At 66.9% G+C, this 12,591-nt stretch carries 10 protein-coding genes; 9 read left to right on the forward strand and 1 reads right to left on the reverse strand.

The features are described from left to right. Positions 1 to 205 precede the first annotated feature (205 nt). The 5 genes from ACFC4D_RS38225 (at position 206) to ACFC4D_RS38245 (ending at position 5,034) form a co-directional block, all read left to right on the forward strand. A complete protein-coding gene (locus ACFC4D_RS38225) occupies positions 206 to 997 on the forward strand; it encodes a heavy metal-binding domain-containing protein (RefSeq protein ID WP_375968524.1) in 792 nt (263 codons plus the stop codon). Positions 998 to 1,000: 3 nt separating this feature from the next. Next, entirely contained in the window at positions 1,001 to 1,369 is a 369-nt protein-coding gene (locus ACFC4D_RS38230) for a DUF5073 family protein (protein ID WP_364638710.1), read from the forward strand. Between the two features lie 28 nt (positions 1,370 to 1,397). Next, positions 1,398 to 2,201, forward strand: a complete 804-nt coding sequence (locus tag ACFC4D_RS38235) for a transglutaminase family protein (RefSeq protein WP_376070805.1) — start codon at positions 1,398 to 1,400, stop codon at positions 2,199 to 2,201. 356 nt (positions 2,202 to 2,557) lie between these two features. Next, positions 2,558 to 3,931 carry an ABC1 kinase family protein gene (locus ACFC4D_RS38240; protein WP_376071225.1) on the forward strand — a complete coding sequence of 458 codons (1,374 nt, stop codon included), beginning with the start codon at positions 2,558 to 2,560 and terminating at the stop codon, positions 3,929 to 3,931. A gap of 182 nt (positions 3,932 to 4,113) precedes the next feature. Then, complete coding sequence (locus tag ACFC4D_RS38245) at positions 4,114 to 5,034, forward strand: hypothetical protein (RefSeq protein WP_376070808.1); 921 nt, start codon at positions 4,114 to 4,116, stop codon at positions 5,032 to 5,034. On the opposite strand, the gene ACFC4D_RS38250 is transcribed toward ACFC4D_RS38245, so the two are convergent. Continuing rightward, on the reverse strand, positions 5,027 to 5,620 hold the full coding sequence (locus ACFC4D_RS38250; RefSeq protein WP_376070811.1) for a helix-turn-helix domain-containing protein: 594 nt from the start codon (positions 5,618 to 5,620) through the stop codon (positions 5,027 to 5,029). The genes ACFC4D_RS38245 and ACFC4D_RS38250 overlap by 8 nt on opposite strands. A 146-nt stretch (positions 5,621 to 5,766) precedes the next feature. Between ACFC4D_RS38250 and ACFC4D_RS38255 the strand changes: the two genes are divergently transcribed. The 4 genes from ACFC4D_RS38255 to ACFC4D_RS38270 all read left to right on the forward strand — a co-directional run bounded on the left by ACFC4D_RS38255 (position 5,767) and on the right by ACFC4D_RS38270 (position 12,575). Beyond that, positions 5,767 to 6,876, forward strand: coding sequence for an aryl-sulfate sulfotransferase (locus ACFC4D_RS38255; RefSeq protein WP_376070814.1), 1,110 nt, complete (start codon positions 5,767 to 5,769; stop codon positions 6,874 to 6,876). Beyond that, on the forward strand, positions 6,873 to 8,177 hold the full coding sequence (locus ACFC4D_RS38260; RefSeq protein WP_375968529.1) for a uracil-xanthine permease family protein: 1,305 nt from the start codon (positions 6,873 to 6,875) through the stop codon (positions 8,175 to 8,177). Before ACFC4D_RS38255 ends, ACFC4D_RS38260 begins: the two co-directional genes overlap by 4 nt. Before the next feature lie 69 nt (positions 8,178 to 8,246). After that, a complete protein-coding gene (locus tag ACFC4D_RS38265) occupies positions 8,247 to 8,609 on the forward strand; it encodes a hypothetical protein (protein WP_375968530.1) in 363 nt (120 codons plus the stop codon). Between the two features lie 264 nt (positions 8,610 to 8,873). Beyond that, a complete protein-coding gene (locus tag ACFC4D_RS38270) occupies positions 8,874 to 12,575 on the forward strand; it encodes an arabinosyltransferase domain-containing protein (RefSeq protein WP_376070816.1) in 3,702 nt (1,233 codons plus the stop codon). Positions 12,576 to 12,591 lie beyond the last annotated feature (16 nt).

Raw genomic sequence — 12,591 nt, forward strand, 5'->3', positions numbered from 1 at the left:
CCTCTGCACGGAGGCGGGCCGGGCTCGTTCCATACCGAGGGCGCTTGACCGACATCGTGCCGCGAGCCGCGCACGGGCGGCGGAGATATCGGGGAAACACCGCTGTACAGCGGTTGCGGTGGCGCGCCGCCGGTTGCGGGATCGGCGGGCGGGGTGGGATTCGGCGTCGTACAGTGGCGATGGTCGTCTATGGGAGGTAGGGGTCGTGCAGCCTAATCCACCGTTGGAACCGACCGCGGGTGAGCGGCTCTCGCATGCGGGGCGGATCTTCACCTCGGATCTGTCGGTCAATGAGTTCGCGCTATTGCACGGGGCCGGGTTCGAGCCGATCGATCTGGTGATGGGGGTGTCGGTCTATCACGTGGGGTTCCAGTTCACCGGGATCCGGCAGCAGATGGAGTTGACGGTGCTCACCGAGGCCACCTATCGGGCGCGCTGGAATGCCATGACCCGGATGCAGGCCGAGGCGGACGCGTTGCACGCCGACGGCGTGGTGGGGGTGCGGCTGGAGTGGCGCCATGTGGGGACCGAGGCCAGTCATCTGGAGTTCATCGCGGTCGGCACCGCGGTGCGATTCACGCAGGAGCCGGGCCGGTTCCGCAGGCCGAACGGGCAGGCGTTCACCAGTCATCTGTCCGGCCAGGACATGGTGACGCTGATGCGGTCCGGTTTCGCGCCGGTGGCGTTCGTCATGGGAAATTGCGTATTCCACGTGGCCGTACAGGGTTTCATGCAGTCCATGCGCCAGATCGGCAACAATGTCGAGATGCCGCAGTGGACGCAGGGCAACTATCAGGCCCGCGAACTCGCCATGTCGCGCATGCAGGCCGAGGCCGAGCGGGACGGCGGGATCGGCGTCACCGGGGTGGAGTTCCAGATCCAGAACTATGCCTGGGGCCATCACACCGTCGAGTTCTACGCCGCCGGAACCGCGTTGCGCCGCACCGGATCCGGTGAGACGATCACCCCGCAGTTCGTCCTCCCGATGGGCGGCTGACCGGTGGATTTCGATCCGGAGCACGCGGCGCGGGTGATCGGCGCGGCACTGCACGGCCCCGGCGGGGTCGCGATGGTCTTCACCGTGTTCGCCGGGGTGCCGGGCGCGGTGCGCACGCCCGCCAAGCGCGGCCTGTTCCGCTCCGAACCCGAACGGCTGCAATTGGGTTCGTGGCGCTATCAGGTCACCGGTGATCAGCGCGTGCTGGCCGCGCACGTGGTGAACGGCATCGTGCTGGCCGAGGATGTGCTCACAGCGGCCGCGGTCGGACCGCATGTGGCGCGCGCCCTGTCCGATCTGGTGGCGGGTTTCGGCGAGCCCGCTGTTCCGCGCATCACAGCCGCGCTGGAGGTCTTGGAAACAGTCGGCTGACCGGGCGTTCACCTGCGAGTATTAGGGGGTGAAGCGCGACGTTTCCGCCCATCTCGACGTTCTTGTACATGCCGATTCCGTGCTCGAGTTCCAAATCGCCGTGGCGCGTCAGCCCGGTATGGATTTGAGCGAATCACTGGTGTTCGAATTGGACGGCCGGCGCTGTCAGGCGCGCGAGGTGCTCGGCCCGCACGGTACGCGAATTCACGTATTGCGCTGTGGCGCGGGGAATCTGCACGCGTATTACAGCGCGACGGTGCTCGGGACGGCAGTCGCCGAGCCCCCTTCGGAGTACGATCTCGCGATTTACACCCGCCCGAGCCGATTCGCCGAATCCGATAAGCTGCTGAATTTCGCCGCCGCCGAATTCGGCTGCGGCATAGATGATCCGGACACCCCCGCCCGCGTGGCCGCCTGGGTCGCCCGCCGGGTCCGCTATCTCCCCGGCGGCAGCACCCCCAGTGACGGCGCGGTGGAGACCCTGCTGTCCGGCACCGGCGTCTGCCGTGATTTCTCCCATCTCACCGTCGCGCTGCTGCGCGCGGTCGGTGTGCCCGCCCGGGTCGCCTCGGCCTATCCCCCGGGCGGGGTTCCGATGGATTTCCATTCCGTCCCCGAGGCTTACGTGGGCGGGTCCTGGCGGGTCCTGGATCCCACCCGCATCGCTCCGCGCTCCACCCTGGTTCGCATAGCCACGGGCCGCGACGCCTCCGATATCGCCTTCCTCGGCAACCACGGTGGCGATATCACCGTGAACGGCCTGTGGGTCAACGCCTTCGTCGACGGCCCGCTCCCGTACGACGATTTCGAGCAGCCGCTGACCCTGGCCTGAGGGTCCGCGCCGGGTTCGCGGGCCCCGGAAGCCTGCACCAGATCCTGCCCCCTTCGCAGGATCTGGTGCCCTTCGAGCATGACTCAGCACCCCGGCTTCGATCACCCTCTCCGGAACCGGAAATCCTGGAAAAACGCTGATGGATGGGCCATTTCAAGACCGAAAAGGACTTTCCGGACCGGAAAGATTTGGCCGGAATCCAGTCGTTCCGCGATGACGCGCCCGCCCCGGAACCGCGAAATCCTCGCGTCTGCGGCGATTGCCGACGGTGTGCTCATGAAGGTGCGATGATGCTGATCGGCGATCGTGATCGCGGCACGGTCGAGGACGATATCGATCCCGTGGAAAGGCCGGCCATGACCGGATCGAAGCCCGTATCGACCTCGCGGCTGGCCCGCGGTTCCAAACTCGGTGCGGTGGTGGCCGTGCAGGCCGTTCGCAAGCGCCGGACCAAACTCGCCATGATCGGCAGATCGGCCGAGGTGCGCGCCCGCATGGCCGATGAGTCGGTATTGCATCTCGCCGAATCGCTGGTGTCGGTGCTCGGTCAGATGAAGGGCCTGGCGATGAAACTCGGGCAGTTGCTGTCGCTGCTCGATGTGGAGTTGGTGCCGCCCAGGTATCGGGAGAGCTTCCAGCGCCGCCTGGCGGTGCTGTTCGATCACGCGCCGCAGGTGGATTTCGCGGCCATGCGCGGGGTCATCGAGGAGGATCTGGGCAAACCCCTCGACGAGCTGTTCGCCGAGTTCGAACCGGAGCCGATCGCGGCCGCCTCCATCGGGCAGGTCTATCGCGCACGGCTTTTCGACGGCACGGCGGTGGCGGTGAAGGTGCAGTATCCGGGCATCGATCTGGCGGTGCGCGCGGATCTGCGCAATCTCGGCATGCTGCGGGTGCTGATGCAGCAGGTGATGCTGCCCGGTTTCACCCTGGGCGTGCTGGACGAGATGCGCGCCAATTTCGAGAACGAACTCGACTACGAGGTCGAGGCCCGCACCCAGCGACATGTGGCGAATATGTACGCCGACCACCCGTTCATCACTGTGCCGCAGGCTTTTCCGGAGTACAGCAGCCGCCGCGTACTGGTGACCGAATACACCCCCGGCCTCGATTTCGAGGCCATGCGGGCGCTGCCGGACGCCGAACGCGATCGCATCGGCGAGATCGTCTACCGCTTCTACGTGGGTTCGCTGTTCGAGTTCGCCGAATTCTGCGGTGATCCGCATCCGGGCAATCTGCTGCTGCGCCCGGACGGTCGCGTGGCGTTCCTGGATTTCGGGCTCTACAAGCGAATGGCGCGCGAGCACATAGCCTTCGAGGCCACCTGTCTGCGCGCCGCGGCCGAGGATCGCGATGATGATCTGTACCGGCTCATGGTCGAGCGCGGTGTCATCGACGAGCAGTCCGGCGTCACCCCCGAGGAGTGCTACGACTACGTGCTGTCGGCGGCGGAGTGGAGCCTGGTGGACGAGGACCTGCCGCTGACTCCGGAGCTGGCCTCGGCCGCCTTCCTGCACGCGGTCGATCCGCGCATCGCCGAATTCGACGGTATGCGCAGGCAGAATCTGCCGCCGGAGCATCTGTTCTCCCGCCGGGTCGACTTCTGGACCTGCGCCACCCTGGGTCAGCTGCGCGCGACGGCGAACTGGCATCGCATTGCCCGGGAATGGCTGTACGACGAGGAACCGATCACCGAACTGGGCCGCCTGCACCGAGATTGGCGAATGTGACCACCATCACCCCGTTAACGAACATAGCGTCATAGAGGATTTCACTGCGAATCACTCGTCCGGATCTTCCGGGCGTCGCGCACTGAGATGGCAAATCTTCTGGGAGGCAGAGCGTGCGATCGACAATCCAATCAAAAGGTAAAGCGGTGCAAAAAAGCCGCATATTCACGACCGTGGGGGCGGTGCTCGTAATCAGCACATCGGCATTGCTCATGACGGCGTGTAATGACAAGGACACCAAGGCCGGGCCGACCAGTTCGCAAATCGCGCAGCCGATGGGCACCGGCCAGCCCGGCGGCGGCAGCCCGGGCGGCACCTCCACCAACGGTCAGGCCACCGTCCGCACCGTCGGCAAGACCGGCTGGTACGAGGGCTTCGACATCACGGTGGACAAGGCGACCGTCATCCCGGACGAGTTCGGCGGGGCCAAGATCCGCATCGACATCACCTACAAGAACAACACCACCGATAACAAGACCCTGAGCATCGTGCCGACGTTGCAGGTGGGCAATGAGATCGACGCCGGGGCGGGCTTCGACAATCCGGCCGTGCCCGGAAAGGGTTCGGCCACCGGCAATGTCACCACCTCGGTGAAGAAGCTGTCCGACGCCCAGCATCTGCTGGACACCATCAAGGTCATCTACGGCACCGCCGCCGAGAATCAGACCATCATCCCGCTGTCCGCCGACGGCAAGGTCGAGAGCGTCAAGCCCAAGGAATTGAGCGTCTCGGGCACCCTGGTGCAGGATCAGACGACGATCCAAATCACCGGCGGCACACTGAGTCCCAGTTACAGCAAGGGCGAGAACGGGAAGATGGATCTCGCGCTGCACGTCAAAATCATTGGCGGATCGGGTATTTCCGATGGCGGATCGAATATCTTCTACGAATACTTCAGTGTGAAAACACCGGACGGCCAGAATCTGCCCGCCGATATTCGCGGACCCATCAACGAGTTGCTCGAACGCAATCAAACCATCGACAACGCAAAGAATTTCGCGATTTTCGTGGTGCCCTCCCCCGGCACCGGAACCTACGTGGTGACCTACGACGCCAAGAAGGGCGAGGGCACCGCGCCGACGTTCTCCTTCACCGTCAGCTGATCCGGGCGCGGCGCACGGTCCGGCCGTCCGCCACCGCGACCACCAGTGTGCGGGTCTCGGGAGTGTGCGCCCACCAGCGGTGAGCCACACCCGCCACGCAGTAGTAACTGTCGCCGGTGGCGAGGATGATCTCCTCGCCACCGGCGATCACCGTGATGGTTCCGGCCACCACGTGGATCAATTCGTCATTGCCGTGCGCGAATTCGCGGTCACCACGTTCGGTGCCGCCGGTGAATTCCAGGGCGCGCAGATCCCGCGCGCCGTGCACGAGCGAGCGCACCGAGCCGTCGCCGCCGTGCTCGGCCTGCGCCAGCGCGGTGTCATCGGCGGCCCGCACCACCGTCGCGGTGGGAGCGCTATCCGCGGCGGCGAGCAGTTCAGTGGCGGTGGTACCCAGCGCGTCGGCGATGCGCTGGAGCGACCGCAGGCTGGTATTGGTGCGACCGTTCTCCAGTTGGCTCAGGAATGACTGCGAGAGTTCGGTATGCGCCGCGAGCTGAGCCAGCGTCAGCCCGGCCGCGCGCCTGCGGCGATGGATGACATCACGCAGACCGGAATCGGATCCCGCCACACTCTCGCCGCTCACATCGCCCTCTCGTCGGTATCCGAACCGCCTCATTGTCGGCCCCGTGCGGACGATCGCACGGGTTTGCCTCACCGTGAGCAGAAGGCTTCTGCCGAGAGCCATCGTACTGAATATTCAGTGTCACTAAATATTCAGGAGGTTGTTCGGTGGAGCAGAACACGCTCAAACGTCGGGGTACGGGTCTGATCGGCAGCGATCGCGAACTGGCTTCGCCCGGGTACACGCTGTACGCGCCGCTGGCCGGCAACGGCATCGTCGATCTGGTCGACCTGGACGGCGAGCTCGCGCACCGGTGGACGCTGCCCTACCGGCCGGGCAGGCATGCCCGGCTACTGCCCGGCGGCGTGCTGGCCTACAACGGCGCGACCCTGAATATCGCGCCGCTATTCGCCATGTGGCGCAAGTACAGCGGCGGCTCCATGGGCCGGTACGACGCACAGGGCGTGCTGCTCAACGAGATTCGCGACGACTACCAGCACCACGACGCGCATCACTACGACGACGGCCGCGTGCTGTACGCCGCCGTGGAACCGCTGCGCGGGGCGGATGCGGCGCGCATCCAGGGCGGTGTCCCCGGCACCGAGGCCGATGGGATCGTCTGGTCCGATGTCATCAGGGAGGCCGCCCCCGACGGCACTTCGCTGTGGGAGTGGCGTGCGGTCGAACACCTCGATCCGACGGAATTCGGGTTGCAGCCGCACTATTGGCGCGAGCACTGGCCGCTGATCAACAGCGTGTACCCGCTCGATGAGCACACCGTAGTCGCCAGCCTGCGCAGCGTTTCGGCGGTCATCACCATCGATCGGCGCACCGGTAAGGCCACCACGCTGGCCGATCGCGCCAGCCTGGCGCAGCAGCATCACGCCACCCCGGTCGGGGACGGGCGGATTCTGGTGTTCGACAACGGCACCTTCCGGACCGGCGAATCGGTGACCTACAGCCGGGTCGTCGAAATCGACACCGCCACCGGCGATATCGCGTGGAGCTATCAGGATTCGCCGCGCGAGGCGTTCTTCACCCCGTTCATGGGCGGGGCGCAGCGGCTGCCCAATGGCAATACCCTGATCACCGAGGCGGCCTTCGGGCGCATCTTCGAGGTGACGCCGGAACGGCGGATCGTCTGGGAGTACGTGGTGCCGTCCTTCACCGAATATCCGGATCCGGATACCGCGGCGGTGTTCCCGGGCATCTCCAATGCCATCTTCCGCGCCTACCGCTACCGCGGCGAGGACATCCCCTGGCTCGGTGCGCTGTGAGTGTTACCGCCGTGCGGCCGGATTCGGCTGTCGACGAGGTGCCGCCGCCGGGGCGCGCATTCACCGCCGCGCTACAGCACCTGGCGGTCATGGTCGCCATGCCGATCACCTCGGTGCTGTTGATCGCGCACAGCCTGCGACTCGATGACGGTCAGGCGCGCGCACTGCTCTGCGCCACCCTGCTTTTCAGCGGTATCGGCACGATTCTGCAATCCAGCGGGCGGTTTTCACTCGGTGCGGGACTGCCGTTCGTCATGCTGCCGGGCGGGGCGGCGGTGGTGCTGTTCATTCAGATCGCGCAGGAGTCCGATGCGGCGACGGCCAGCGGTGCGGTGATCATCACCGCGCTGGCCGGAATCGTGCTGGTGCCGGTGGCGCGGCGGCTGGTGACCAGGCTGCCGATGGTGGTCATGGCGAGCATGGTGCTGGTGATCGGGGTGAACCTGGTCAAGGTCGCGGGCAATCTCATTGTCGGCGAACAGCCTTCGCGGACCGCGGTGGCGCTGGCCGGGGTGACCGTGGTGAGCACCGTGGTGGCGCACCGGTTTCTGCCGCGGGCGTGGCGACGGGTCTCGGTGCTGCTCGGCATGATCGCGGGCTGCCTGGTGGCGGCCGCGCTGGGGCAGTTCCATCTGCAATCGGGATCGGAGGTCGCGCAGTTGCCGCGGCTGTTCCTGTTCGGCACACCGCATTTCGACTTCCTGGCGGCCGTACCGCTGCTGGTATTCAGTATCGGTTCGATGGCCGAGGCGACGGGGCAGACCGTGCTGAACGCCAAGATCATCGGCAAGGAGATCGACACCGGCGTGACCACCGGGCGCACCATTCGCGGTGACGCGGTGACCTCGCTGCTGGGTGGACTGTTCGGCGGCGCGACCATGGTGACCAGCGGTGAGAATGTCGGGCTGCTGCGGCTGACCGGGGTGCGCAGTCGGTACGTCACCATGCTGACCGGTGCGCTGCTGGTGATCGCGGCCTTCGTGGCTCCCATTGGGCGACTGGTGAATTCGCTGCCGGGACCGGTGGTGGGCGGTACCGCCGCCATTGTGTTCGCCATGATCATCGCGGCGGCCATCGGCATGTTCCGGCAGGTCGATCTGGATTCCGATGCCGCGCTCATCACCGCGACCGCCGCGCTCACCGCCGGACTGCTGCCGATTCTGGTGCCCGGGCTCTACAAGAGCTTTCCGTCCGATCTGCGGCTGCTGCTCGGCAGCGGGGTGACCATGTCCGCCATCACCGGAGTGCTGGTACACCTGCTGTTCAGCCGCCGTACACCGGCCGCGGCACCCTCGCCATAACTGGAGATCTCACAACTGGAGGGGGATACCGGGGATTCGGTACTGTGTGGGCGGATCAGGGGAGAAACAATGCGACTCATCTCGGTATCGGCGGCTGCCCTCGGCGCGGGTGTGCTGCTGGCCCTCACCGCCACACCCGCGAATGCCGAACGCGGAGACGATCATCCGGGCTCCTGCCTGGTGGTGGCGAATCACAGCGGGGGGCCGCTCACGCTCACCCTGAAATATCCCGAGGTGTCCGGCACCTGGAATTACGACGACAATGAGCAGCCCACGGTGGTCGCCGACGAGGCGAATTCGATCATCACCTCGCCGAACGGGTTCTGGGAGGTGCGCCTCGACAAGGAGGTCCCCCGGGACTGGACCTATGACGCCGAGCAGAACTCCGGTCAGGGCTGCAACGGCTCCTGGCTGCTCACCGTGAACAAATAATTCGGGAGGCGGCGGGCCACCGGCTATCGGTAGCCTCGGGGGCGGCAAAAGCCGGGGGTGGAATCGATCCGCGCCCCGGTGCGTGAACGGCAGTGACGTCGGCGGCTGTACGCCGGTGGATGGGGGACGATTCCGATTACGGCACGGGGAATTTCGCTATGGGGTGGGGCAGGCGGCGACCGACCGGGCGGGCCGGGGGCGATCGGACCGAATCGGATCAGGCTGATCGGACTCCTCGCGGGCGTACTGGGCATCCTGCTGGCGGTGCTGACACCGCTGCTACCGGTGCGCCAGGACCGCGCGAGCCTGGATTGGCCGCAGCCGCAGTCGATCCAGCTCACCGCGCCCCTGGTGGATTACGTCCCCCTCGCCCTGGATGTGAGCATCCCCTGCACCGCTCTGCGTGACCTCACCACCGGCACCGTGCTGGCAACGGTGCCACCCAAATCCCAGGGCGCGACGGCGAAGGGCCTGCTGGCTCGCATCGAGGACAAGAACGGCTCCGGCCGCACCCTCTCGGTCCTGCTCCGCGATACCCCGCTCCTCACGGTGCCGCTGACCGAGATATCCACGGCCGCGCCGATATTCGACCCGAATCCGCCGACCACCGCTCGCAGCCAACCCCCTGCCACCGGGCCACCGGGCGGCAACCAGCCAGTCGGCAACAACACACCTTCCCCGGGATCCACCCCTCCTCCGGGCAGCACACCTCCGCCGGGCGCAACCCCTCCGCCCGGCTCGACACCACCCCCGGGTGCGACTCCCCCGCCAGGTTCGACGCCACCGCCCGGTGCGACTCCCCCGCCGGGCTCGACACCACCGCCCGGTGCGACACCGCCGCCGGGCAGTACTCCACCGCCGGGATCGACCCCGCCGCCCGGCAGCACACCGCCACCCGGTGCGACACCGCCACCCGGCAGTACGCCGCCTGCGGATTCCACTCCGCCAGCTGGAAATACACCCTCGAACCCGGGCACGGATCCGGGCACCAACTCGGTGATCGGCAGCGGTGCGGGCCCGGCGGCGAATCAGGAGACGTCACCGCCTCCCAATTGCGGTGCGCTGGTTGTGCATTCGACGTCCAGGTCGACCACGGTGGAGCTCACCGGGCTGAATCACAAGGACGGCACACCGTATCGGACCACGATCGACAAGGATGTGCGGCCGCAGATCGTCGGCGTCTACACGGATTTGGATCGGACGCGGCTGACCGACGCGCGGTTGCACGCCGACATCGATTCGCGGTTCTCATCCAGTCCGAGTGCGCTCAAGCTAGCCGCGGTCGTGGGCGCGGTGCTGTGCACGCTGATCGCGCTGGCCTGCCTGCACCTGCTCGATTCCGCCGACGGGCGCAGGGCGCGCCGGTTCCTGCCCGCCCGCTGGTGGCGATTCGGCCGGGTGGACGGCGTGGTGATCGCGGTGCTGGCGCTGTGGCATGTGATCGGGGCCAACACCTCCGACGACGGCTACATCCTCACCATGGCCCGGGCCTCCAAGCACGCCGGATACACCGCCAACTACTACCGCTGGTTCCAGGTCGCGGAGGCCCCGTTCGGCTGGCCGTACGAAATCCTCGCCCAGCTGACCAGATTCACCGACGCCAGCCTCTGGCTGCGCCTGCCATCCCTGCTCGCGGGCATACTGTGCTGGCTGGTCATCAGCCGAGAAGTGCTGCCCCGCCTGGGTTCCCGCGTCCACGCGCATGCGGCCGCCCGCTGGACCGCCGCCCTGATCTTCCTGGCCATCTGGCTCCCCTACAACAACGGCCTGCGCCCCGAACCCCTGATCGCCCTGGGCGCTCTGCTCACCTGGTGCTCGATGGAACGCGCCATAGCCACCCGCCGCCTACTCCCCGCCGCCATAGCGGTCCTGATAGCGGCCTTCTCCCTGGCCGCCGGTCCCAGCGGCCTGATCTGCGTAGCCGCCCTGATCGCCGGTTCCCGCTCGGTCATCCGCACCGTAATCGCCCGCGCCCGAACCCATTTCGGCCGTGGTCTGTTGCGATATGGCGCGTTGGTGGCACCTATGGTGGCGGCCGGGGTGCTGGTGCTCGTTGTGGTGTTCGCGGATCAGACGATTGCGTCGGTGCTCGAGGCGACGCGGGTTCGGACGCTGGTGGGGCCGAATCTGGGGTGGTCGGATGAGCCGACGCGGTGGGAATCGCTGTTGTCGCTGACTCCGGATGGGTCGCTGGCCAGGCGGTTCGGGATTCTCGGAATGCTGCTGTGCCTGGTGGTGTGCGTGCTGGTGGCGCGAGGTCGCGGGTTCCGGATTCCGGATACCGCGCGCGGGCCGGTGGCGCGGGTGCTCGGCATTGTGGTTATGGCGCTGCTGTTGATGATGTTCACGCCGACCAAGTGGACGCATCACTTCGGGGTGTACGCGGGGCTTGCCGCCGCGTTGGCGGCGATCACCACGGTCGCGTTGAGCGGCAACAGGGTTCGTGCGCCGTACCGGCGGTGGCTGTTCGGTGCGGGGGTGCTGTTCCTGCTCGCCGTCACTTTCACCGGGTCCAATGGTTGGTGGTATGTCTCCGGGTACGGGGTGTCGTGGCCGGATCGCGCGCCGGTGCTGGGCGGGATGAGTATCGCCACCATGTTCCTGGCGCTCGCGACGTTGAGCCTGGTGGGAGCGGGGTGGCAGTACTATCGCGATCCGCTCGGAACCGCCTCTACCACCGGGCGTTTCGATCGGATCAGGCCGTTGACGGTGGCGGCGGCCGCGCTGGTGCTGTTCGAGGTGGCATCCATGGCGCAGGCCGCGTACGCGCGGTATCCGGCGTATTCGGTGGCGCTGTCGAATCTGCGCACGCTCACGGGCAAGGACTGCGCGCTGGCGGATGACGTACTGGTGGAGACTGATACGCCCGGTTCAGTACTGGAGCCGTACAGCGGCAAGCCCGCCGACGGGCTCGCCGCCGAGAACACCGGTTTCACCGCGAATGGCGTCGGCGATCTCATGCCGGACGGACCGGGCGGCAAGCAATCCGGACCGCCCTCGGGCAGTGGGCCTTCCGGCGGCGGACCTTCCGGAAGCGGTCCGGGCGGTGGCGGTCCGAGCGGTGGCCCGGGCGGTCCGGGCGCACACGGCGGTCCGCCGCCCGGTGGACCCGGCGGGTCCACCACCGAGACCGGAATCAATGGCAGCACAGTCGCTCTGCCGTTCGGTTTGGATGCCGCGCGCACGCCGATACTCGGCAGTTACACCAGCGGCGACAGGCAGCCCGCGCATCTGACCACGCAGTGGTATCGCATGGATCTCGCTGCGGTGCAGAAGGATTCCGCCTACCGCGTGCTGGTGTTGACGGTCGCGGGCCGAATCGCCGCGACGGATGACACTGGCCATCACGTCGACGGTCAGCAATTGCGCGTGGAATTCGCGCATCGCGCCGACGACGGCACCGTCACCCCGCTGGGTGATCTGGTCCCGCCCGGTGTCGGCGGTGCGCCCATGTGGCGGAATCTGCCGATCGCGCTGGATCGAATTCCCGCGCAGACCAATGCGATTCGCCTGGTCGCCAAGGTCGATGATCTCACCGATAAGCAGTGGCTGGCGGTGACGCCGCCGCGCCTGCCCAAACTGGCGACTCTCAACACCGTCGTAGGCAAGTCCGAGCCGGTGCTGACGGATTTCCATGTGGGACTGGCCTTCCCATGCCAACAGCCGCTCAATCACCTGGACGGCGTCGGGGAACTGCCGGGCTGGCGCATCCTGCCGGATAAGCTCAATTCCCAGGTCTCGACCTCATGGCAGGGCGATTCCGGTGGCGGCCCACTGGGCTGGATCGATCTGCTGCTGACCCCGCGCACGGTCCCGTCCTATCTGGACCACGACTGGACCCGTGACTGGGGCGAGCTACAGCGCTATCAGTTCGCCGCCAATGCCCGTGCACCGCAGGCGGATATCACGGTGCGCGTCGAAAACCGCTGGGGCTGGGTCGATGACGCCCCGATCAAGACCGAGTAACACGCTCGAATAGCCG

It is taken from the genome of Nocardia sp. NPDC056000 (assembly GCF_042269265.1).
In the GTDB taxonomy this organism is placed as follows: domain Bacteria; phylum Actinomycetota; class Actinomycetes; order Mycobacteriales; family Mycobacteriaceae; genus Nocardia.

Excerpts from the sequence above, each read along its gene's own strand:
- ACFC4D_RS38265 (WP_375968530.1), top strand. The coding sequence starts at position 8,247 with ATGCGACTCATCTCGGTATCGGCGGCTGCCCTCGGCGCGGGTGTGCTG.
- ACFC4D_RS38240 (WP_376071225.1), top strand. The coding sequence starts at position 2,558 with ATGACCGGATCGAAGCCCGTATCGACCTCGCGGCTGGCCCGCGGTTCC.